The sequence below is a fragment of the Mesotoga sp. H07.pep.5.3 genome, assembly GCF_002752615.1.
GTDB classification, from domain to species: Bacteria; Thermotogota; Thermotogae; order Petrotogales; family Kosmotogaceae; genus Mesotoga; species Mesotoga prima.
The window spans coordinates 19,655-42,217 of record NZ_AYTV01000024.1 but is presented as its reverse complement, the minus strand read 5'-3'; the positions used below and the strand labels follow the sequence as shown (position 1 = coordinate 42,217).

Annotated in this window: 23 protein-coding genes and 6 tRNA genes; 4 read left to right on the top strand and 25 right to left on the bottom strand. The window is 46.9% G+C overall.

Annotation, left to right across the window (positions count from 1 at the left end; translation table 11 throughout):
* Nucleotides 1-127: 127 nt before the first annotated feature.
* The 18 genes from V513_RS10905 to rplU all read right to left on the bottom strand — a co-directional run bounded on the left by V513_RS10905 (nucleotide 128) and on the right by rplU (nucleotide 16,062).
* The gene (locus V513_RS10905; RefSeq protein WP_099772772.1) at nucleotides 128-1,825 is read right to left on the bottom strand and encodes a GspE/PulE family protein; all 1,698 of its coding nucleotides are present in this window, start codon (nucleotides 1,823-1,825) and stop codon (nucleotides 128-130) included.
* Nucleotides 1,826-2,872 carry a cell division protein FtsZ gene (ftsZ, locus tag V513_RS10900; protein ID WP_041928104.1) on the bottom strand — a complete coding sequence of 349 codons (1,047 nt, stop codon included), beginning with the start codon at nucleotides 2,870-2,872 and terminating at the stop codon, nucleotides 1,826-1,828.
* A complete protein-coding gene (gene ftsA / locus V513_RS10895) occupies nucleotides 2,862-4,154 on the bottom strand; it encodes a cell division protein FtsA (protein ID WP_099772771.1) in 1,293 nt (430 codons plus the stop codon). Before ftsA ends, ftsZ begins: the two co-directional genes overlap by 11 nt.
* 5 nt (nucleotides 4,155-4,159) lie before the next feature.
* Entirely contained in the window at nucleotides 4,160-4,732 is a 573-nt protein-coding gene (locus V513_RS10890) for a DUF4894 domain-containing protein (protein WP_257212084.1), read from the bottom strand.
* Nucleotides 4,733-4,794: 62 nt separating this feature from the next.
* The gene (gene gyrB, locus V513_RS10885) at nucleotides 4,795-6,690 is read right to left on the bottom strand and encodes a DNA topoisomerase (ATP-hydrolyzing) subunit B (protein WP_099772769.1); all 1,896 of its coding nucleotides are present in this window, start codon (nucleotides 6,688-6,690) and stop codon (nucleotides 4,795-4,797) included.
* Nucleotides 6,691-6,705: 15 nt separating this feature from the next.
* On the bottom strand, nucleotides 6,706-7,002 hold the full coding sequence (locus tag V513_RS10880) for a DUF721 domain-containing protein (protein WP_014730914.1): 297 nt from the start codon (nucleotides 7,000-7,002) through the stop codon (nucleotides 6,706-6,708).
* On the bottom strand, nucleotides 6,965-7,849 hold the full coding sequence (locus V513_RS10875; protein ID WP_099772768.1) for an aminotransferase class IV: 885 nt from the start codon (nucleotides 7,847-7,849) through the stop codon (nucleotides 6,965-6,967). The genes V513_RS10880 and V513_RS10875 overlap by 38 nt, the downstream gene beginning before the upstream one ends.
* The gene (gene mtaB, locus V513_RS10870; RefSeq protein WP_099772767.1) at nucleotides 7,815-9,092 is read right to left on the bottom strand and encodes a tRNA (N(6)-L-threonylcarbamoyladenosine(37)-C(2))-methylthiotransferase MtaB; all 1,278 of its coding nucleotides are present in this window, start codon (nucleotides 9,090-9,092) and stop codon (nucleotides 7,815-7,817) included. Before mtaB ends, V513_RS10875 begins: the two co-directional genes overlap by 35 nt.
* Nucleotides 9,089-9,541: a CBS domain-containing protein gene (locus V513_RS10865; RefSeq protein ID WP_099772766.1), complete on the bottom strand. Its 453-nt coding sequence runs from the start codon at nucleotides 9,539-9,541 to the stop codon at nucleotides 9,089-9,091. The genes mtaB and V513_RS10865 overlap by 4 nt, the downstream gene beginning before the upstream one ends.
* A gap of 5 nt (nucleotides 9,542-9,546) precedes the next feature.
* Nucleotides 9,547-10,506: a 1-phosphofructokinase family hexose kinase gene (locus tag V513_RS10860; RefSeq protein WP_099772765.1), complete on the bottom strand. Its 960-nt coding sequence runs from the start codon at nucleotides 10,504-10,506 to the stop codon at nucleotides 9,547-9,549.
* A 23-nt stretch (nucleotides 10,507-10,529) separates the two neighbouring features.
* Entirely contained in the window at nucleotides 10,530-11,246 is a 717-nt protein-coding gene (locus V513_RS10855; RefSeq protein ID WP_099772764.1) for an ATP-binding cassette domain-containing protein, read from the bottom strand.
* The gene (locus V513_RS14010; protein ID WP_099772763.1) at nucleotides 11,239-11,400 is read right to left on the bottom strand and encodes a hypothetical protein; all 162 of its coding nucleotides are present in this window, start codon (nucleotides 11,398-11,400) and stop codon (nucleotides 11,239-11,241) included. The genes V513_RS10855 and V513_RS14010 overlap by 8 nt, the downstream gene beginning before the upstream one ends.
* Nucleotides 11,401-11,496: 96 nt before the next feature.
* On the bottom strand, nucleotides 11,497-12,624 hold the full coding sequence (gene rpoD, locus V513_RS10845; RefSeq protein WP_373561618.1) for an RNA polymerase sigma factor RpoD: 1,128 nt from the start codon (nucleotides 12,622-12,624) through the stop codon (nucleotides 11,497-11,499).
* 124 nt (nucleotides 12,625-12,748) lie between these two features.
* A complete protein-coding gene (gene dnaG, locus V513_RS10840) occupies nucleotides 12,749-14,458 on the bottom strand; it encodes a DNA primase (RefSeq protein WP_099772761.1) in 1,710 nt (569 codons plus the stop codon).
* Between the two features lie 64 nt (nucleotides 14,459-14,522).
* The gene (gene rpsI / locus V513_RS10835; RefSeq protein WP_099772760.1) at nucleotides 14,523-14,927 is read right to left on the bottom strand and encodes a 30S ribosomal protein S9; all 405 of its coding nucleotides are present in this window, start codon (nucleotides 14,925-14,927) and stop codon (nucleotides 14,523-14,525) included.
* 12 nt (nucleotides 14,928-14,939) lie between these two features.
* Complete coding sequence (gene rplM / locus V513_RS10830; RefSeq protein ID WP_099772759.1) at nucleotides 14,940-15,464, bottom strand: 50S ribosomal protein L13; 525 nt, start codon at nucleotides 15,462-15,464, stop codon at nucleotides 14,940-14,942.
* Nucleotides 15,465-15,491: 27 nt separating this feature from the next.
* Nucleotides 15,492-15,737: a 50S ribosomal protein L27 gene (gene rpmA / locus V513_RS10825; protein ID WP_099772758.1), complete on the bottom strand. Its 246-nt coding sequence runs from the start codon at nucleotides 15,735-15,737 to the stop codon at nucleotides 15,492-15,494.
* A 1-nt stretch (nucleotide 15,738) separates the two neighbouring features.
* Complete coding sequence (gene rplU / locus V513_RS10820) at nucleotides 15,739-16,062, bottom strand: 50S ribosomal protein L21 (RefSeq protein WP_099772757.1); 324 nt, start codon at nucleotides 16,060-16,062, stop codon at nucleotides 15,739-15,741.
* Between the two features lie 246 nt (nucleotides 16,063-16,308).
* On the opposite strand from rplU, the gene V513_RS10815 reads away from it, so the two are divergent.
* Both V513_RS10815 and V513_RS10810 read left to right on the top strand, forming a co-directional pair.
* Nucleotides 16,309-16,397: transfer RNA gene (locus tag V513_RS10815), tRNA-Ser, on the top strand.
* A gap of 37 nt (nucleotides 16,398-16,434) precedes the next feature.
* Nucleotides 16,435-18,435, top strand: a complete 2,001-nt coding sequence (locus V513_RS10810) for an alpha-amylase family glycosyl hydrolase (protein ID WP_099772756.1) — start codon at nucleotides 16,435-16,437, stop codon at nucleotides 18,433-18,435.
* A 38-nt stretch (nucleotides 18,436-18,473) separates the two neighbouring features.
* Here the strand turns inward: V513_RS10810 and V513_RS10805 are convergent, their stop codons facing one another.
* From V513_RS10805 to V513_RS10780, 6 genes are all read right to left on the bottom strand, one after another.
* Complete coding sequence (locus V513_RS10805) at nucleotides 18,474-18,737, bottom strand: stage V sporulation protein S (protein ID WP_006486564.1); 264 nt, start codon at nucleotides 18,735-18,737, stop codon at nucleotides 18,474-18,476.
* Nucleotides 18,738-18,789: 52 nt separating this feature from the next.
* Nucleotides 18,790-18,865, bottom strand: a tRNA-Arg gene (locus tag V513_RS10800).
* Between the two features lie 17 nt (nucleotides 18,866-18,882).
* Nucleotides 18,883-18,958: transfer RNA gene (locus tag V513_RS10795), tRNA-His, on the bottom strand.
* Nucleotides 18,959-18,971: 13 nt separating this feature from the next.
* Nucleotides 18,972-19,047: transfer RNA gene (locus tag V513_RS10790), tRNA-Arg, on the bottom strand.
* Nucleotides 19,048-19,123 (bottom strand) — tRNA-Gly (locus V513_RS10785).
* Nucleotides 19,124-19,135: 12 nt separating this feature from the next.
* Nucleotides 19,136-19,211 (bottom strand) — tRNA-Pro (locus tag V513_RS10780).
* Between the two features lie 219 nt (nucleotides 19,212-19,430).
* On the opposite strand from V513_RS10780, the gene V513_RS10775 reads away from it, so the two are divergent.
* Nucleotides 19,431-20,351, top strand: coding sequence for an ABC transporter ATP-binding protein (locus tag V513_RS10775; protein ID WP_099772755.1), 921 nt, complete (start codon nucleotides 19,431-19,433; stop codon nucleotides 20,349-20,351).
* Here V513_RS10775 and V513_RS10770 read toward each other — a convergent pair.
* Entirely contained in the window at nucleotides 20,340-21,578 is a 1,239-nt protein-coding gene (locus V513_RS10770) for a Gfo/Idh/MocA family protein (RefSeq protein WP_041928103.1), read from the bottom strand. The genes V513_RS10775 and V513_RS10770 overlap by 12 nt on opposite strands.
* A gap of 118 nt (nucleotides 21,579-21,696) precedes the next feature.
* Between V513_RS10770 and V513_RS10765 the strand changes: the two genes are divergently transcribed.
* Nucleotides 21,697-21,909 (top strand): transcriptional coactivator p15/PC4 family protein, encoded by a 213-nt coding sequence (locus V513_RS10765; protein ID WP_006486560.1) that lies wholly within the window; start codon nucleotides 21,697-21,699, stop codon nucleotides 21,907-21,909.
* Nucleotides 21,910-22,563: the final 654 nt, after the last annotated feature.

Genomic DNA, 22,563 nt, shown 5'->3' with positions numbered 1-22,563 from the left:
TCGGAAAAAAAGCGAAGCTATTTTAGCAAAATGCGGCTATTCGTGAAAAAACCCGTTTAAACACACCTTGCGTGAGTATGTTTGAGTATGCGTAAGTATGGATAAGTTAACTAGAAGTGAGAATGACTCAGTACTCTATGGCGACTCTCTTGATCTCTTCGAGTGAAGTTATTCCGTCTATTACCTTCTGAACGCCGTCATTGTAAAGCGTTCTCATGCCACCGGATATTGCGGCGGCTGCGATCTCCCTTTCGGAAGCGTTTTCGCCTATAAGCTGTCTCAGCTTATTATCGACTACAAGTATCTCGCTGATACTGGTTCTTCCCCTGTATCCCATTCCGCGACACTCGGGGCAGCCGTTGCCGGGGATGTACTCACTGAAATCATCGCGATTGGGATAAAGCATCGAAGCTATCTTCCTTACTTCCTCTCTCACGGGAATCTTAACCTTGCAGTTGTTGCAGAGCTTACGGACCAGTCGCTGGCCCATGACTCCAATCAGGGATGTGCCAAGAAGAAATGGGTCGACACCCATATTGACAAGACGGGCCACGGCACCTGCTGCGCTGTTCGTGTGGATCGTTGAAAAGACCAGATGGCCGGTAAGTGAAGCCTCAATTGCCAGTTGGGCCGTCTCCCTGTCACGAATCTCTCCGACCATTATTATGTCGGGGTCCTGACGGAGAAATGATCTTAGGTATCTGGCAAAGGTCAATCCTATGTCTGTGTTTACCTGACACTGAGAGATTCCCTCAATGGTATATTCAACGGGGTCTTCGGCTGTAAGTACGTTTACTTTGTCGGAAGTAACCTGGTTTAGAACGGCAACGAGAGTGGTCGATTTTCCGCTACCCGTGGGACCGGATACCAGAATGATGCCGTATGGAGAGGTAATGATGCTTTCAAACCGCTGTCGGTTGTACTCCGAAAGGCCAAGGTCCTCGAGCTGTTTCTTCGCATTCGAGACACGAAGAATTCTCATGACGACCTTCTCACCGAAAATCGTCGGCATCGTCGAGACCCTCATGTCGAACTGCTCATTGCCACGGCGGATGTAGAACTTTCCGTCCTGCGGCATTCTCTTCTCAGAGATGTCTAGGTTACTCATAACCTTGATTCTAGAGACAACAGAATTATGTGCCTTTCTGGGATAGCTCAGTATCTTTCTCAGAACCCCGTCGACCCTCATCCTCGCTACGGCCATCTTTTCATAAGGTTCGAGATGGATGTCACTGGCGTCGCTTCTTATACCGTTATCGAGAAGTGAGTTTATGAATTTCGCGACCGGTGTGTCATCCGTTTCGTCGACCTTTTGCTCGTCGAGATCGACTTCTGAGTGCTGGTCTATGCTGAAGGTATTGTCGATTATCTCACTCGAAGCAGATTCTTCGTATGACGATCTGTAGAGAGCGTCGAACATCGGGGGAGGTACGAGAAGAGTGCTAATCTTGTTCCCGGTAAGGAATGAAAGCTCTCTGTCTATCTGGGGAACCTTCAGAACATCGGTCGTTACAACTCTCAATAGGCCAGTTTCTGGAAGATACTCTATAGGTATCACATTCAGCCTGTCGGCGACAGGCTTCGGAATCATCCTGAGAACTTCTGGAGAAAGCATGTTAGGTAGATCTTCCAGTACCTTCAGGCCGTACTGCTTCGAAAGCGAATCGTAGATGTCCTCCCAGGAGATTACTCCCATCCCAACGAGGACTTCTCCGATCGGCTTATTTACTTTTTTCTGCAGAGAAACAGCCTGCTGGAGAGTGTCTTCGCTTATCAAACCCTGGTCTATTAAAAGCTCTCCGAGTCTCTTGTAGACTCTCAACAATTACTCCTCCTCGCTAAGATCCAATCCAAACCTATAAATTGCAGGGATATCGGAAGCATCGCCCATCAGTTCACCTTCGTCGAGTTCCAGACCAGCCGCAATTAAAGTTATATCCAGTTCATCATCATTCATGTCGGGGTCGACAATAAGGCCGAGTTTCACATCGGCATCTTCGCTGCAGTTCTGTCTAACAATCGCCGCGGCGATATTCATTTCTCTAAGAGTTATATTCTTTGCAGAGACGTTCAGGATTATACCGGTTGCGTTATCTATGGGCTTTTCGAGAAGTCTGCTCTCAAGAGCTCTTCTTGCTGCTTCTTCGGCCCGTCTCTCACCCGAGCCGACTCCGATCCCTAGCATGGCCGTACCTGCATTTCTCAGAACTGATTCGACATCGGCGAAGTCAAGGTTGATGTAGCCACGTTTAGTTATTAACTCAGAGATACCCTTGATTCCGTGATGAAGCGTCTCGTCGGCCTTCGCAAATGCATCGACAATGGAAGTGTTTGGTGGTAGTTCCTGTAGTAACTTATTATTCGAGATTCGAATCAAAGTATCTACGGAATTCTTCAGCCTTCTGAGGCCCTCGTGCGCAGTCTTTAAACGGGTATTTCCTTCGAAGAAGAAGGGAGTTGTGACCACTGCAACCGTCAGAATTCCCATTTCTCTTGCGATAGAGGCTACTATCGGAGCTGCACCTGTACCGGTGCCTCCGCCCATTCCTGCGGTAATAAATAAAAGGTCTGTGTCTTCAAGGAACGTACCAATCTCATCTACCGATTCTTCTGCAGCTCTCTCGCCGACATTGGGGTTACCGCCGGCTCCCAGACCCCTTGTCAACTCCGTACCGAGCTGGATCTTCAGGTCGGCTTTATTGCTTTCAAGGACCTGGACATCAGTGTTGGCAGCAATAAATGTGACACCGTGAATGCCTTCGGATATCATCCTGTTGACTGCATTACCACCGGCTCCGCCCACACCGATTACTTTTATGGAAGGCAATCTAATTTGTGTGTTTTTTTTGCCTGTGTCAATCTCAAAGCTCATCATCTACACCTCCAAAGAAGAGGGATCTAATAAAAGATGCAAAACCTTTCTTGGGTCTCTCTACCACACTTTCCACCGCTTCTCCCTGAATCTCTTCTGGGGAGACCAGATTGCCCAAACACGAACTGAATATGGGATCATTAGCAACGTCGTGGCTATTCTCAATTCGCCTGTTAAAGCTCGTTTCGTACGTACCGATTCTCACAGGCATCTTAAGAGACTCGACTCCCACATCCGTTAACCCCCTGAGCTTAGATCCACCGCCTGTGAAGACCACTCCTCCCGGTATTCTCTCTTCTGAATACTCGGGATTGTTTATTACGAAGAGCTGAATTTCTTTGCGAATCTTATTCAGGAGTTCTTTAACCCTTGCATAGATGACTGTTGAGAGTCTTCTGACGGAGACATTCTTCCTTGTCCTCTCGTCCAGTCCAAAATACTCTACCACATCTTCAGCATCGGGCGGGAACATGCTGCAGTGGCCGTAATTCACGAGTAGTCTTTCGGCCTCGTCGACAGAAGTACCCAGGACTCTAGCGATGTCGAGAACGATATGTCGAATTCCAAGAGGAATTCTCGAAATGTATACGGGAAGGTTTTCTCTGTAGATTACCATTTCCGAGAAACTATGGCCAAGAACTACGCTGACCACACCGTGCTGCTTCTCGGTATCCGTGAGTACGGCTTCGGAGGCGGAGATAAGCGCAGGAGAGATGAAGAAGTCACCTCTGCCAAAAAGCTCTTCGAAGAGCCTCCGGAATATCTCTACTGATTTGCCTTCGCTGGAAACGAAGACCATCTCGACATTGAGTTTCTTCGCGTACATCTCAACCGGGTTGAAAACGACTTTGTCATCGTCGAGAATGTATTTGCGAATGTAACTCCTGTGTATGTTGGTGTTCCCGGTCTTCATTTTCTCGGCCTTGAGTCTGCTCATCAAACCGACAATCGTCTGTTCCTTTACCATCACCTGTTTATCTTCAGACAGGACTTCTTCGATATTTTGAGAGAATACCGAGTAATCACCATCCGTAAAACTTATCTTGAAGTCCGCTTCTACGTCCTTCTTTCCCATTTGACCCGTAAGATCTTCGATCAACTTCTGAATAGACTGTTTAAGAGCGACAGCATCTTTCACTTCGCCCTTGTCGAGTCCAACAGTCTTAACGCTTCCATAGGCTTCAAGAGTCATCTCACCTGTCTGTTCACTACTTACCACCACACCTTTTAGGGTGTTCGTGCCAACATCGAGAGAAACTGTATAATCCTTCCCCCTGGCCATCAATGTCACCTCGCTCTCAACAGTTTACCATCACTCAAGAAAATATATTCGCTCCTGTCGGAGGCGTTTTCCAACTGAAGAAGCAGCTCCTTGTTTGTCTCCAAACTCTCCCAATCAAGTACCTTAACTCTGATTCCTCTCCTGAGAAGCAACACGTTGTTCTCGAAATCAAAGTACGATACCAGTGTAAGAACTCTTCTGTCAGCAAGAATGCTCTCTACCGCTCCGGCAAAAATATCTATGTCTCTTTCGCTGGCTACATAAACTCCATCGGTCAGAATGAACTGTATTCCACCCATAATCGGATAGCTTAGGATTTCAGAAAGATGGGCATAGTCTACTATAACAAAATCCTCCGAAACCCAGTAGTATTTGCCCTCGTAGCTGACGATATACTTACCAGGTTTCAAATAAACTCTACCGCCTGAAACATCAACACTTCCCGGTGGGTAAATTATATCAGTTTTCCAGGCTCTTCTAAAGGCCAGCGGAAATTCAATGAGAATCTCGTCCTTATTTACAATCCTGGTTAACTGCTCTACGGGTTCAGTGAAAAACGACTCTAGCACGAAGTTCACTATAGACAATATCCACATGGCAAAGAGAATCACCATGCAAATTCCGGCTCTCAGTGAAAGACTCATACGTCAAGATTGGAAATACTCAATGCATGCCGTTGGATAAACGACCTTCTTTCCTCCACCTCGCTACCCATTAGTATTGTGAATACCCGATCTGCTTCCTCCGCATCTTCTATGGTTATCTTCACAAGTTTTCTGTCATTTGGATTCATCGTTGTTTCCCACAGTTGCTCGGGATTCATCTCGCCGAGTCCCTTGAATCTCGAGTAATTCAGTTTTCTGTCTGAATGCTCCTTAAGAAAAGTCGTCAACTCCTCGTCGCTGTAGAAGTAGTGCTTTTGCCTGTTAAACTCGATCTTGTACAGGGGGGCTTGAGCAACGTAGACCTTTCCGTTTGTTATGAGTGGGGTCATGTAACGATAGAAGAGGGTCAAGAGAAGCGTCGTGATATGTGCGCCGTCTACGTCGGCGTCAGTCATGATGATTATCTTCCCGTATCTCAGATTCTTGATCTCGAAATCCTCCCCCATCCCGGTTCCAAGGGCAACAATGATATTACTTATCGTTTCGCTTTTCAACATCCTGTCCAGACCGGCCTTTTCGACGTTCAATATCTTTCCCCGGAGAGGAAGTATGGCTTGCGTCTCCCTCGAACGTGCCATCTTTGCCGAACCACCGGCAGAATCACCTTCAACTATGAAGATCTCTGTCTCGTCGAGGTTCTCGGAGATACAATCGGCTAGTTTGCCTGGCAGGGTCGTGTTTTCGAGCGCGTTCTTTCTGCGGACCATTTCTCTAGCCTTTTTGGCAGCAAGCCTTGCCCTGGAAGCCTCCAGAGCTTTACTGAGGATCGCTTTGAGATCCTTTTGATTGTAATCGAAGTACTCTTCAAGCTTCTCCTTGACTACCTTCATTACTGCTTCGAAAGCCTCGTCATTTCCAAGTTTTGCCTTTGTCTGACCCTCAAACTGAGGTTCCTTGACAAAGACGCTTAGGATTGCTGACAGCCCTTCTCGAAGATCTTCGCCCTGAAGGTTCGGATCCTTGTCTTTGAGTACGTTGTGCTTTCTGCCGACATCATTCATTGTCTTCGTTAGAACCGTCTTGAAGCCAGTCAAGTGGGTTCCGCCCTCTATGGTCTTTATGTTGTTTACGAAAGTAAGAATGTCTTCGTCGTAGGAAGATGTATACTGCATCGCAAGCTGTATCTTGACATCGTTGTACGTGCCTTCCAGATAGATCGGATCCTTATGGATGGATTTCTTGTTCTTCGTTAGAGCCTTCACGAACTCTACGATTCCGCCTTCGAAATGATAGCTCCTCTTTTCTCCGATTCTTCTGTCTTCGAAGGTGATCTTGATTCCACCGTTGAGGTAAGCAAGTTCCTTGAACCTCGCCTCAAGAATATCGAAGTCGAAGTCAGTAACGGTAAAAACAAGTGGATCGGGCTTGAAACTTGTTACCGTTCCCGTCTCGTTGGTCTCCCCGACGACTTCCACCGGAGCAAGGGCCTTGCCTCGTTCGTATTTCTGCCTGTAAATCTTTCCATCGACCATTACCTCAACGATCATCCATTCGGACAGGGCATTGACAACGGAAGCGCCCACACCGTGAAGACCTCCGCTGATCTTGTAAGAGTCCTTGGAGAACTTGCCTCCCGCGTGAAGCGTTGTCATTACAACTTCGAGAGCACTTGTCCCGGTATCGGGATGGATGTCTATCGGAATTCCACGCCCGTTGTCACTAACAATTACAGAGCCGTCCTCCGTAATTACGATATTGATCCTGTCGCAGAATCCCCCCATAGCTTCGTCGATACTGTTGTCGACGATCTCGTAGACAAGATGGTGAAGCCCCGACTTTCCTGTCGACCCAATGTACATTCCGGGCCGTTTTCTGACGGGATCGAGTCCCTTCAGAATCTTTATGTTTTGTGCGTTGTATAAATCAGACATTTAACACCTCCAGGTCTACCGTCCAATTCTAAATCTGATTCTCTTGATTGCTTCTACTCCCAGTGAAGAGTTCATCCTTTCAAGCAGGATTTTCTCTCGTAGTTTCATCTCATTAAGCCACATACCGTCGTCGACTCGAATTATCAGGGTTCCTTCCGAGAAATCGACGATCGACGAGTGATTTGCGATAGGCTCTCCAACAATCTCTCCCCAATCTTTGTTAAGCTCAAAAACCCGTATCTTTCTGAACAGGCTTGAGCTCTTCGCGAGATCGTTAAATATCTGCCCTATAGTTCGATGGTTCCACTTCATCCAATCCGCTCCAGTTACTATCCTCGGTCATTATATATCCTTCGAAATTATCCAGCAGCAGTCTAGTCATACCGTCGGTGAAGTCTTCAATAAGCACTTTATCTTCAAGTCTTCGCACCGGCACGATTCCGACGCTCGTGTGAGTTATGAAGATCTCCTCGGCGCAGAAAAGCTCCCACGCGGGAACCGGCCTCTTCTCCACCGAAATCTCCAGCGATTCGCACAGCCCGATTACGTTGTCTCTGGTAATTCCCGGAAGTACCCCGGATCTTATGTCGGGCGTAACAACAGAACCGTCCTTCACGAGAAAGACGTTTGAAAAGGAGCCTTCACAGACGTTACCCTTTTCATTCAAAATGAGCATATCGTAGTTGTCCCCGAGCGCCTTTCTCGTCCTTATGATCCAGCTTGAACCGGGCATTTTCAGTTGAGGATTGACTATGTCGGCGGAGGGCTTCAAAAAAGGTGAGATTGAGATCTTTACACCCAGTTCGTAGATGTCTTTAGATGGTGAAGGAAGATCACTGAAAATAATCGCTGGTCTACTTCGTGCTCCATCACTCATAAGGGAGATTCGAATTCTGAAATCCTGGGTCTGAAATCCCTTGTTTTTTTCCAGCCCCTCCATGATTATTGAGTTGAGTTCCTTACAGGTAAATGGAACTTCCAGCCCCATCAGTGCCGCCGACTGCTTAAGTCTTTCAAAATGCTTTCTGAATGCAAAAGGCAATCCGTTATACGTTCGAACTACTTCATAGACCGACTCGCTGTTCATTACGCCCGGATAGAGAACACTTACGAGCGAAGACTGTTCATCGCACCACTGATCGGCAATATAGTTCAGCATCGGAACCCTCCCTTTGGCTCTCAATAGAAATTATCGTTGCATTCACAAAGCCTTCGTGCGCCCCTTCAATCGCATGAGGCGCATAGAACTCATCAAATCCGCTGCTTTCTGTATGGCCTGTCTTTTCAATCAAAACACACGCCTTTCTCCCGATTTGTCTCTCGAGATACTTTTTCCTTGATCTCTTTCCAGCCTCGATGAGCTCGTGCGATCTAGCTTTCTTCGTGCCTGAATCTATCTGATCCTTCATCTCCGCTGCTTCCGTTCCAGGTCTCCTCGAAAAACGGAAGACGTGCACCTTCAAGAATTCAACCTGTTCAACGACTTTCAGACTCTCGTTATGATCTGAGTCATTCTCACCTGGAAATCCAGTTATAAGATCTGTGGTGAATGCAAATCTAGAATCGACCGATCTGGCCCTATCTACTGCTCTTAGATACTCATCTACAGTGTACTTCCGTCTCATCGCTCTTAGTATTCTATCTGAACCGCTTTGAAGCGAGAGATGCAGGTGTCTCGCTATCCTCCGAGAAGTAGTGATTAAATGAAGGAGCTCACCGTCCACTCTATCCGGGTCCAGGGAACCTAGCCGGATTCTCCATTCTCCTTCGAGCTTATCGAGCTCGATGAGTAGTTTCACCAGCGAGGAATCGAAATCGAAGCCATAGTACCCGATATTGATTCCGGTCAGAACGATCTCTCTGTAACCTCTGGAAACTAATCCTTCAAACTCCCTCTTCACCAGATCTATTGGTTTACTAATAATCTTGCTTCCCCTTGCGAGCCTCACACTGCAATAAGAGCAGCGATTCAAACAGCCGTCCTCAATCCCTAGGAAGGCCCTCGTTCTTCCTTCAATGCTTGAAGTGACGGTTAGGAATTCACTTGGTGCAACTCCGTCGGGGCGATTCAGCTGACGGGATACATACTTGTGTATTGCCTTTTTTTCTTTGACTCCGATCACTTCATCAGCTCCAAGTTCTCTTAACTCATTAGGAGAAAGCTGTGAGTAGCAACCGGTTATTATGATTTTTGAGTTGGGGTTAAGTCCCTTCAACCTCCTGAAAAGCTGCCTGAGTTTTCGTTCTGCTTCGGAGGTTACTGTACACGAATTTACAATGAAGAGATCTGCCTTGTCCTGTGAAAAGCCCACTTCGTAATCGTGCAGCATCTCGGCCATTGCTTGGGATTCGTATTGGTTCATTTTGCAGCCAAACGTATAGATTGAAACCTTTTGCTTCATCTATTGATCTTGCCTTGAGTTGCTACGTGTATAAGATAAATCCTGTTAACTATTCCCACTAGCTTTCCTTCATCGTCTACGACGGGCATGATTTTTAGCCCGTTCTTGATCAGAAGGTCGGCGGCGTATATGACCGTATCGTCGGGCTTTATGAGAATGGGAGGTTTGACCATGTGCTGAGAAACGTGATCATCCTTTATCTTGCCAAGCCGGATAACAAACTGGTGAGTATCAGGAATGAACGATGCCGATTGAAGAAGGCTGAAGTAACTTGGGAGAGCGCTTTTGATAACGTCGCTTTCGCTCAAGAATCCCACAACCTTGAACTCGTCATCTACCACCGGTAACCCTGATTTATTCTGTCTCAAGCAGAATACAATGAAATCCTCGATCGTCTCATCTTCGAAGATTGCCGATACGTCTCTTATCATAGCTTCTTTGACTTTCATAGAGATCACTCCAGCTTTCGGATATCGAAGGAATCAAGGTGTCGCTCGATATCCTCAAGTGAGATAAGTTCCTTACCTATATATTCGGCTTCCGCAACGGCAGCAGCCATTCCCCTCTTCGCCGCCAGAAGGCAATCGTTCTCGTTTTCTATCATGGAATGTACCACTCCTGTCATGAAGGCATCTCCGGTTCCCAAAAGGTGAGACCTGTCTATGTGAGCCTTGGTTTTGAACAACCATATTCCGTCTCTCGTGGCTATGACGTCGCCTTCGATAGCATAAGAAAGTATTGCCAATCGGGAACCGCTTTCGATAATCTTCTTCGCGGCTCTGACGTAATCTTCGAGTTCTACCATGGTCTCGGCGAATAACAGTTTCCTGCTTCTCAAATCAGGTCTGGCAACGGTGATAACTCCAGCCTCCACAGCTATTTCGAATGCCGGCCCGATTCCTTCTGCAAAGGAAATCTTGCCCGAGTCAGTGACTTTCTTGCACAGAGTCTTACAGATTTCGTTGTCTACGCCTCTCGGAATGCTGCCCGAGACGACTACATGCTTCACCCGTGAAAGAGCGACTTCGAATCTTCGAATGAACATCCTCAAATCATCAGGCTTGATCAAGGGCCCGGATGAGTTAATCTCGGTTATAGTCTCGCCAAGTGGATCGACGATTGCTATGTTTTCCCTGGTCTCTTCTTCTACATGGACAAAGGCGGTTGTGATCAAATCACTGATCAAACGCACTCTCTCTTCGACGACTTTTCCTATGTATCCACCCAGAAATCCCATGGCAACGTTCCGAACTCCAAGACCGGAGAGAATAACCGATACGTTTATGCCCTTACCGCCTGGGTCCATTACCGAGTGGCTGGGATTCTTCACCCTGTGGAACTCGTTAATCTTGAAATTCTCAACAATAATCTCCCTGTCCAGTGCAGGGTTAAGCGTAACGGTAAGAACGTCCACGGTTCACCTCCGATGGGAAGAAATTATCGGTTGTTCAAAACGAAAACTTCGGGACTTCCGACATATGAAATTTTACCATTTTTAAGAACAATCAACAAATCGGAAATGTCTAGAAGCCTCAAAACAAACCTTGAAGAGATTATCATTGTCACACCGTTCCTTGTATCCAAAAGAACGTTTTTCACTTCAGTACAGGCGTCGTCATCTAGGTGGTCTAAAATGTTGTCGAGAATGATTATCTCCGGGTGTCGTATGAGGGTGGAGAATACGAGCAGTGAGAGTCTCTTGAAAAGAGGTATTGTCTTTAGAGAGGTTTCCGCCTTCAGCGAAAGCAAATCCAAGAGATCGAGTTCATGAAAGAGATCCAATTCGCTTTCCGCGAAGTCTTCGAACTCAAATCGCTTGCCTTTCAAAAACCTGAAGAATTCTTTTAGAGTAAAATTAGACATTGCCTCAAGAAAGGTCGTGTCAACGTAAGCAACTCTCTTCCTCACGCTCTTTCTTTCAAGGGAGTCTATATCCTCGCCGAACAGCTTGATCGATCCTGTATAGCTAACTCTGTCAAACAGTTCTTCATTCAAGTGAATGAAACTTCTGAGAAGCGCCGATTTACCAGACCCTCTTGCGCCTTGCAAGAGTGAGATGCTCCCCTTCGGCACATCAAGGGTGATGTCGTCGAGCATCTTCCTTCCTTCGACAAGTAGAGTAAAACCCTTCAATGAAAGAGCAGTCTCAATCACGAGACTGCTCCTCTTTGCCGTTCTTATCATTCAGGCGAGTATATATCTCCCTGTTGGCGAGTAAATCGCCATTCTTAGCCTTTTTCAATAATTCAATCTGGGAAAGAATTCTGGGACTTGTTTCAACCGGTCTTGCTCTCTTTTTTTCGGCCAAGTTTTCACGTCCCTTCGTCGATGTACTTTATTATAAACACAGACTCTTTGCTCTGAAATGATGCAATAATTAAGAGCCTGTAATTAAATGGCTAAATCAGTCGCGTTTGGACGTGTTCAGCATACCCAGGAGAGCCTTGAGCTGCTTGCTTCTAGAGGGATGTCTGAGCTTCCTTAGAGCCTTTACTTCGATCTGACGGATTCTCTCTCTAGTTACGTTAAAAAACTGACCGACTTCTTCGAGGGTCTTTGTCTTTCCGTCCAGAAGTCCATATCTCATCTTAAGCACCATCGCCTCTCTCGGAGAGAGAGTATCGAGAATCTGATCGATCTGCTCTCTAAGAAGCATCTTCATCGCGGCTTCCTCTGGCTGTTCCATGGAGTCATCGTGGATAAAGTCGCCCATAGTCGATTCTTCGTCGCCACTTATCGGCGACTCGAGAGAGACAGTTTCTTTCGAGGCGGCCAGGATCTCCTCTATCTTTTCCGGTGTCTTGCCGGTTAGGTTTCCAAGCTGCTCTATCGTTGGATACTCACCGTGGTCCTGCAAGTGTTCTCGTATGACTTTGTTGAGCTTGTTTATTGTTTCAACCATATGGACGGGAACTCTTATAGTTCTTGCCTGGTCTGCAATAGCTCTTGTTATAGCCTGTCTTATCCACCATGTGGCGTAAGTGCTGAACTTGTATCCCTTCTTCCAGTCGAATTTCTCTACAGCCTTGATAAGCCCGATGTTTCCCTCTTGAATGAGATCAAGAAAGGTCAAACCGCGTCCGATATACCTCTTTGCAATGGAAACTACCAGTCTCAAGTTCGCAGTGATTAGCTCTTCCTTAGCCTTCGGCTCTCCCTTTTGTGCTCGACGGGCAAGCTCCCTTTCCCTGCTTGGCGTGAGAAGAGAGATCTTGCCAATTTCCTTCAGATACATCTTTATTGGGTCTTTTAATGATATGTTGTCATACATCTCAGGCGTAGTTTCAAGTATCGAAACAAGCTCCTCGCTGCTTTCGTTTTCTATGTCATCGTCATCTTCAACTGGTTCCTTTTCGACAATATTGATCTTGTTCTTTTCGAATTCCTCGTATATCGATTCAACGAGACTAGAGTCAAAGCCTTCGTAATCCGGCGGGAAAGCGCTGTCTATATCTTCGTATGTAACAAATCCCTTCTTCTTTCCCTGTCTAAGAAGTTTCTTGATTCGTTTGTCTATCTCTTCCTTTGTCATTAAAGCACCATTATCGCCTGTCTCATCTACATCGGGTTCGTCGACCGCTATTTTCTCGGCAAGAGATTTGATGTTCTCCGCAATCACCTTGGTCCCTGACTTTGTGTTCTTCTGTTTTTCCAAACTAATCGCCACCCTTCATCTTTCTCTCGAGCATTCTTCTTAGCTCGATCCTCCTGATCAGCAAAGCCTTTCTTGTCCCCTCATCCTTGACCTTTGGAAGTCTTCTGTCAATCTCTGCCATCTCTTCTTCCACAAGTCTCTTGTTGGCATACAATCCGGTTGTCTGGAGAACACGTTGTGCGGTGTCATAATCAATGCAAGTAGATGCCAGTTCGATCAATTCTCTGCCAATACTTTCGTCCACCAGATCGAGTAACTCCTCGAGTTCCAGACCCTTTTTCATTCCTTTAAGGAGTTCCTTCAGGTCTCTGCTTTCATTCATCAACTCTATCTGTTTGACAACCGTTGCCCTCAGCTTCGGATGCTGCAAATATATCCTGATGTGATCCTTGAGTTTCAGAACTAAACCGCTTTTCATTTCCCCGCCGGAGCTCTTTGACATTCCACCGCGAAGTGCGGACTCAAGCTCTCGCTCCGAATAACCTGTTTTCTGTGCAAGCGCTGCAATCGTCGACTGAACGGCAGCAAGGTTTCCAGTGCTTCTGAATGAGATCACATATGGCTTGAGATGCTCTATAAGGTGCTTTCGGCCCAAGGGAATCGACAGATCGAGTTTTCTCGAAAAGAACTCGACTCTGAAGGCAGGCCCCGGAATCGCAAGCGCTAGGATCTCCTTTATCGCCTTTGGACCTTCTGCAACAAACAAATCAGCCGGATCCTTATGATCTCTTGAAAAAACAACGGCCGTTCCAAAGTCCAGCTTCTCTGCAATGTCTATGGACCTAAGTGATGCTGCCTGACCAGCCTCGTCGGAATCTAGAAAGAACAAGAGGTTACGCGTATAATTTCCTAGAATTCTAAGATGTCTTTCCGTCAGTGCAGTACCGAGCAGACCCACCGAGTTCGTTATTCCTGCCTCGAACAGAGATATGACATCAAAATACCCTTCCGCTATCACCGCGTAGTTCAACTGTTTAATGGCCGCTCTAGCACGTGAAAGATTGAATAAGAGTCTATTTTTCTGGAAGTATTTCGACTCGGATGAGTTGATGTATTTCGGCCCCTTTTCGGCATCCATGATTCTACCGCCGAAGCCAACAACTTTACCCGATTCATTATCAATTGGAATCATAAGCCTGCCAGCAAATCTATCGCTATTGGTCGCTCCTCTCCTCACCAGAATCCCCAGTTGAAGAAGCGTCTTTTCATCGGTTCTCAATTTCGACGGCAGTGACTGCGAAAAAGTTCTCTCATCCGGTGAATAACCGAGCTGAAATTCGTCTATCGTGTTCTGGGAGATCTTTCGCTTTTCCAGAATATAGGCCATTGTCTCGGCACTCTTCTCTTTTAGTTCTCTATTGTAAATACCCGCAAGCCGAGACATGATCGTCGTGAATTTATCGTACTCGGACTCGGCCGTATCGACCTGAATGGGAATGCCTGCATAATCGGCAAGTCTCTTAACTGCCTCTGCGAACGACAGATTCTCGATCTTCTGGTAGAAAGAAATCACATCACCTTTTTCACCGCAGCCAAAGCAATGAAAGAAGCCCCTTTGAGGGTGGACATAAAATGAAGGGTCGTTGTCGTTGTGAAACGGGCATAGTCCCCTGTAAGAGCTTCCGGCCTTCTGCAGGTTCACATAGCGCCCTATGAAATCGACGATGTTTATGGACTTTTTTATCTCGTCGAGTTCCTCTTTGGTGAACACTGAATCACCACCGGCAAAAAAAGGCCCATACGCTCTCTGTACGGGCCGTATTTTTCGAAACGTGTTAACGCTTGGAGAATTGAGGTGCTCTTCTTGCTTTCTTGAGGCCGTATTTCTTTCTCTCGACTTCTCTGGAGTCTCTCGTCAAGAGACTGTTTTGTCGTAGAAGCTTCTTGAGATCAGGATTGAACTTAACGAGCGCTCTGGCGATTCCTAGACTTATCGCGCCAGCCTGGCCGCCAAGTCCACCGCCGTTTACTCTTATCAGCATGTCGAATCTACCTATGGTGTTTGTGACTACGGCCGGTTTCAGCGCACTCCTGACCCATGCGTCATTTGAAAGGTATTCCTTAAGATCCTTGTATTCTTTTCCATTTATTAAGAGCTTACCGGTTCCAGGTCTCAGGTGAACTCTCGCAACAGAGGTCTTCCTTCTGCCTGTTCCGTAATAATCAACAAAGTCAGCCATGCCTCAACCTCCTCATTTAACCAGTTCTATAAGTTCGGGCTTCTGAGCGGCGTGCTCATGCTCGGGACCTGCATATACCTTTAGCTTCTTAAGCATCTTTTCACCAAGAGCCTTCTTGGGGAGCATTCTCTTCACCGCAAGTCTTACAACCCTATCCGGAAACTTGTCCATCATCTGTCTTGCCGTTCTTTCCTTTATGCCTCCCGGATAACCCGAATATCTGTAGTACTTCTTTTTGTCGAGTTTCTTGCCGGTAAGCTTGACCTTGTCGGCATTAACTACTATGACGAAATCACCGGTATCAAGATGGGGAGTGTAGTACGGCTTGTTTTTTCCCATAAGCACCATTGCTATCTGTCCAGCAAGTCTTCCCAGCGGGACGTCAGTCGCATCGACGACGTACCATTTCTTCTCTATCTTGTTTCCATTATGATCAACCAGATAACCGAGTGTCTTCTCGATTTCTCCCTTTCTTTTCGTCTGCACCTTGGAGTGGGTTACTGCCCATCTGCACAAAGGTGTCTTCTGAATCTTCATAGATGCAATCCTCCTTAACCGAACAGCTTACTCGCTGTAGACACTGACGAACTTGCGGTTGTTTTTCTCTTCGAAGTGAACCTTGCCATCAATAAGAGCAAAGAGGGTATGGTCTCTGCCGAGCCCTACGTTCTTACCGGCGTGGATCTTTGTTCCTCTCTGTCTAACAATTATGGAACCCGCCTTCACGGCTGAAGATTCGCCTCTTTTAATCCCAAGATACTTGGGATTACTCTCTCTTCCGTTTGACCTTCCAGCGCTTTTCCGGGCCATCTCATTTCACCCCCGTCTCGATCTTCTCAATAGAGACTTCCGTGAACCACTGTCTGTGACCGTTTACTCTGTCGAAGTTCTTTCGGGGTCCAAACTTGACCACAAGCACCTTTTTGTCTCTACCGTGAGAAACAACCTTGCCTACAACTTTTGCGCCGTCCACATAAGGTTTGCCTACCGTTGCTTCTTCTCCGTTGTGGACGAGAATCACTCTGTCGAAGACTATCTCGTCTCCGCTTTCCTTTCCATTCTGCCTTTCGGTGAAGAGAGTCATGCCTTCCTCGACCTTATACTGTCTTCCCGAGGCTTCAATGATGGCATACACTAATAGCCACCTCCTCATGCAATAGAAATGTGCTGAAACGAGGTACCTTTCGGATTTCAGACCTGCTTCAAGCACGAAAAACCACTCGCGAACAACATTCTATCATAATTGGTAGTGGGAGAACAGTGTCTGAGTAACGTTTATATTACGAACGAGAAAGAGTTTTGAATTGATTGAGATCTCTCTGACCCCCAAGTTTACCATATTGACAGCCCTATTGCCCGTGATATAATCAGTTACGAAAACGGAGGCGTATCCTAATTGGCTAAGGAGCCGGTCTCGAAAATCGGTGGGGTTGACGCCCCTTGTGGGTTCGAGTCCCACCGCCTCCGCCAGTGGGCGGTTGCGCCCTTATTTTTTGGAGGTGGTATCGTGATCCTCAAAGAGACCTTAGAGCTTCTGAAGAGTAAGAAGGGTAAGATGGATTACTCCATTCCAAAGGAATGGTTGCCTGACGGGTACTCAGGTACCGTGAAGCTTAGAGATCGATACATATTTGTGGACCCATACGAGTTCGGTTCAAGCATAATTGAAAGTATTGCCGCTAAAGCCGAAGCAGGAGTCGACTATTCGAAGTCGCTGGGCAGGATCAGAAACGAGAGCGACAATCTCTGGATCAAATCCGCAATCGTTTACGGATCATTCGTGAGGTCGACCACAGCCTACTCGCATCACGACCCGGAATTCTTCTCAGATCTCCATTCGCAGGAATACTCGGAATCAGGGACCTTCCTTAAGATGATCTATATGCTTCCATATCTATCGAAGATGGGCTTCGACACTCTTTACTTCCTCCCTGTTACTAGCTACAGCGACAAGTTCAGGAAGGGAGAACTAGGCTCACCTTACTCTGTGAAGGATTTCTTCTCAATCGATGAACGCTATCACGATGTCTTGCTTGAGGATATGGACGTCGAGCACGAATTCAAGGCATTTGTCGAAGCGGCCCATATTATGGGAATGAGGATCGTTCTAGACTTCATCCCAAGAACTTCCGCTAGAGACTCTGCCTTGATACTCAAACATCCCGAGTGGTTCTACTGGATAGACGCATCTCATCTCAAGGACTACAGGCCGCCCAGGATTGAGGGTCTCGGCTTCGACCAGGCCAGGGTTGAGACGTTGCCTGTTATCTACTCGAATGAGAACGTGAAGAAGCATCTGGCGATGTTCAGGTACTCGCCGGAGAAACTCAATCCGGAAAAGTGGAGAAACTTCGTCGCCCACCACGAAGGAAGAGACAACTTCCTTGATGAGCTCGTTTCGGAGTTCGGCGTAATAACACCTCCGGGTTTTTCCGACTGGATAAACGACAACCAGCCCACCTGGGACGATGTTACCTTCCTGAGGCTGTACAAAGATCATCCCGAGGAATCACGGAAATTTCTTTCAGAGGACCAGCCTCCCTATGTTCTCTTTGATGTAGTAAAATCATCCTTCTTTCCTGGGAAAGAACCCATGACGGATCTCTGGGAAACCATTGAGAATATTATGCCCTTTTACAACAGCAAATTTGGCGTCGATGGCGCAAGGCTCGACATGGGTCACGCCCTCCCCAGAGAGTTAGAGCTTAGAATAATTCGTAAGGCTAAGCAGAACGACGCTTCGTTTGCAATTATTGCCGAAGAACTTGTGATGGGGAATGACGAGAAGGCGAGACAGTCTGGCTACGACTGTATTTTGGGGAATACATGGTGGATGGAACCGAGAATAACTGAGGGAAAATTCAAAGAACTTGTATACGAGATTCTTCCCAGACTACGCGTGCCGACGCTGGCCTGTGTTGAAACTCCAGACACTCCCAGGGCAGTCGCGAGACCGAACGGGAAGAAGTTTTCGCGCTTTGCGACGGTTCTGAACTACTTCTTGCCTAACGGAATAACTTACGTCAATTCCGGCCAGGAGATATTCGAGATACAACCGATGAACCTGGGCCTGGATAACGACGAGGAAGGCAGATATGTCCTTCCGCCTAACGATCCATTCTACGGCAAGCTGGCTTTCTTCGATCCGTATGTTCTCCACTGGAATGCGGATGACGACATGGTCGATCTGATTTCCCTTCTCTCTTCACTGAGAAGAGATAATCTTGAGCTCATCAACGCCCATGATTTGAAACTTCTCTGGGAGGAAGACATCGAATCTGCAGGACTCTTCTACTGGAATGGGTCGAAGGGATTGCTGGTTGTAGCTAATGGTGACTTCCAAAGCATGAAGGATTTTCACATAAACCTGGGTTATTACACTTGGAAGAGCGAACACAAAGTTGCGTGGAAGCTCAAGGGTTTCGATGGTCACTCGGAATGGAAGGTAGGAGGCGACTTTCATCTCTCGTTAGGCCCCGGAGAGGTGGCAGTGGCAGAAATCAAATAAAAAACGGGCCCCGGTGGGGCCCTTCCTATATCTAGGAATTACTTCTTTGGCTGTACATAGAACCTTACTGCCGTTCTTACTTCTCCGTCGATGTCAACATCCGAAAAGGTTGGAACACATACGAGATCCATACCGCTTGGAGCAACGTAACCTCTGGCGATTGCTATGGCCTTTACTGCCTGGTTGACCGCTCCAGCTCCAATAGCCTGAATCTCTGCTACGCCCTTCTCTCTGAGTACTCCGGCAAGTGCACCAGCAACTGCGTTTGGTTTTGAGTGGGTTGCTACCTTTAGTACTTCCATGACTGCTACCTCCTCTTGAGATCTGTCATGCTACTGGGAGAGAGATTTAGGATGGTGCGCCCGGCAGGATTTGAACCCGCAACCATCGGAGCCGAAATCCGATGCTCTATCCGTTGAGCCACGGGCGCATGGAAAAAGAGAAAATTGGGGTGGCTGGCGGGGTTCGAACCCGCGGCCGCCTGATCCACAGTCAGGCGCTCTTCCAACTGAGCTACAACCACCGTAGAAATTGCGTGGCGCGCCCGGCAGGACTCGAACCTGCAACCACCGGATTAGAAGTCCAGTGCTCTATCCATTGAGCCACGGGCGCTGGAGCGGCCGACGGGAGTCGAACCCGCAACATTCGCCTTGGAAGGGCGATACTCTACCAATTGAGCTACAGCCGCACTAATGACCCTTGGTCGGGAAGACAGGATTTGAACCTGCGACCTCCTGTGCCCAAGACAGGCGCGCTTCCAACTGCGCTACTCCCCGCTCACGAATCTAAATATATCAGATTTTGAGGGTGTCGTCAATAGTACAGAGCCCAAGTTAAAGACGAACGGGGATGAGCACCTTCATAATTCTCTCCCAGTAACTTGTCAAAGATCTAGGCTAAAAATTAGACTGTGTCTTGATCGTGAGGTTCAACATATCACAACATCATGAGCCATATACAGGAAATGTAGTAGAATATTCTTGAGGTGGTTCTAATTGAATGGAATCGTTACATCGAATCTCGTGAAAAGATACGGTACATTTGAGGCTTTGAAGAGCGTTTCACTTTCGATAGAAGAAGGCGATCTATACTGCCTTCTGGGGCCGAACGGTGCCGGCAAGTCAACCCTTATAAGAATTCTTACTGGCTTGATGAAACCGACGTCAGGTGAAGTGAATGTTGCCGGACTTGATATGAAGCGAGATCTGAAGAAGATTAGAGAGAAAGTCGGTCTTGTGTCGGAGCGAGTAATTCTCTATGATCGTCTTACTCCGGTCGAGAATCTTCTCTTCTTTGCTTCGATGTTGAGGATTGAGAGAAGGGTTGCACTGAAAAAAATAGAATCTCTTCTCGACAAGGTAGACATGATCGACTGGAAAGACAAACCGATAAGGGTTTTTTCGACAGGAATGAAGCAAAGAGTCAACTTTGTAAGGGCCTTGTTGCACGAGCCATCGATTCTCTTCATGGATGAACCGACACTCGGACTGGATCCCCATTCGACCAGGACTATAAGAAACATGGTCAGAGAACTCAATGAATCGGGAAGAACGGTCGTGCTGACCACCCATATCATGAGTGAAGCTGAAAATATCGCGAAATCAGTAGGAATAATGAATAAAGGCAAACTCATAACGACCGGAAAACTGGAGGACATCCGTGCTTCTTTGAATAGAGACCGCCTAATCATCACTGTGAAGGGCAGGCCAGAGGTTCCAATCGAATCGATAGACGGCTATATGAGTGCGAGCCGGCTAGATGGAGTTGTGAAAATAGACTTTCGGCCAGGAATATCTATGGAAAGCGTACTTCCCAGGATACTCCAGATGAAGCTAAAAGTGATTGATGTTGATCACATCAAGCCTTCTCTTGAAGATGTATTCGTCGAGCTTACCGGAGAGAAATCACAGAGCTAGAAAACTCCATGGATCGATCTTCAAACCACCTTCAAGTCTTGACTTTTCTGCAGCCCAGCACATGAGGTGACTCTGAATCGAGTCTTTGAACGAAGTTGACAGTCCCCCCGTTTCGCCTTTAAGGTATCTTACGAAATCTCTAGTAATCTCCATGTCTCCGCCGCCGTGCCTTGATCCGTCATGTGATATCTCATAAGTCCTGGTCTTTCCTGAGAAGAGTCTCACCTCGACTCTGTCGCTATCGAAGTCTCCGCTGATCTCTCCGTTGCTTCCGCTGATGAAGATCTTTCTTGTCTTTGAACTTGTGAAGGCATTCATGGAGAAAGATGCTTCCACACCGTTTTCAAACGAGACTAGAACGTTCTGGTAGTCGGCAACGTTGTTATCGCTTCTGAACACGCATTTGCCGTAATTACCCGTACGGAGAACATCCCTTCTCTTCTCGAATGACATATCATTTCCAATCGTATTCACTGGCCAGTAGGTATTATCTGAAAGATACTGTGTGACGGCCGAATACGGGCAGGTTTCTTTTAGAGGACAGTCCAGGCACCTCTCAGTAGAACTCTCGGGTGCGTTCTCTCTACGGAAGTACTTGAGGCCACCGTGGGAAACGACTGAAAGTGCTCTAGAGGAAAGCAACCAGGTGAGGATGTCCATATCGTGACAGCTCTTTGAAAGGATAGAAGGACCTGCAAGCTCCGATCTTCTCCAGTTTCCCCTCACGTAAGAATGGGCGAAGTGATAGTATCCGACCTGTTCGGTGTACTCAACTGCAATTAGCTTTCCGATAGCTTCAGATTCAAGAAGCGACTTGATCATTTTGAAGAAGCCGGAGTATCTCAAAACGTGGGCAAGAAAAAGCCTCGATGTGTTTGCGCCGGAGCTTATCAAATGCCTGATGCCGTTCAAATCGGCAGAGACCGGTTTCTCGAGTAGAACTGCGTAGCCACTTCTGAGAGCTTCGATTGCGGGCTCGACATGCACCGTCTCAGGTGAGGCGACGATAACACCATCTGCAAACTTGGGTCGTGAAAGGAGCGACTTCCAGTCAGCCACAGCATTTTGAGAAATTATAGAGTGATCCTTTGCAAATCTCTCTCTTCTAAACTCGTCGGGCTCAGCCACAGCAACCACGCGAGCACCGTCCAATGAAAGGACAGCCTCACCATATGCGAAATACCCTCTATTTCCGGCGCCTATCATAATTAGATCTATCAAGAGCATCGACCACCTTCATCTTCACTGAACCGATTCTATCACTCAATTCTTATGGAGAAAGATAGTCAAATTTCCCTTGATGTGATATAAAAGGAAAGATCAAAAATAAAAGGACGTGACGAGTTTGACAGACATAAAAAGAAACGACACAGAGATCGTAAGAGTTTCCAAGAGAGAATACAAAGGCCATGAATTCATTGATTTGAGGATTTACTATCAGGATGATGAAGGAGACTACAAACCTACTAAGAAAGGAATCACAATCAACCCAAAACTCGTCGATGAACTTATCGACGCACTCAAAAAAGAAAAAGACTCTGCCCCAGAAAAAGAATAACTCTCATGCCGTCGCCGGTCACGTAACCCGTGACTGGCTTTTATGAAACAACTTTAATCCTTCATAAGAACTGGAAGTTGCCTATAAGAGCTTGATTAATAGTATTTATTAATCTCTGCTGGTGGCTCTTAGGAAGAAACAAAAAGGAGAATCATAGACCAAACGGAATCTCGAATCTAAGAAACGCTGATCGCTGGGAAGAGCCGTCCTTCGTTGCCCGTCCAAGATCATGGACCCGTCCTTCGATAGGAACGAAACCCAGATCCCGAAACAAGTTCGGGATGACAGCATGGGAGACTTCTGAGAAGACGAGACGGGGATGACATCGTTTGCTGATTCTGAAAGCGTAATAATTCGTCATCTCAGCATCTCGACAATCTTAAGAATCGCCTTACACTTAAAATCAAAGACCCGCTTGTCGCTGGGAAGAGCCGTCCTTCGTTGCCCGTCCAAGATCATGGACCCGTCGTTCGATAGGAACGAAACCCAGATCCCGAACTAAATTCGGGATGACAAAGTGAGGGACTTTCGAGAAGACTAGACGGCATGAAAGCGTTGTTGATTCTGAAAGCGTAATAATTCGTCATGCTGAACTCGTTTCAGCATCTCGACAATCTTAAGAATCGCCTTACACTTAAAATCAAGGGCCCGCTC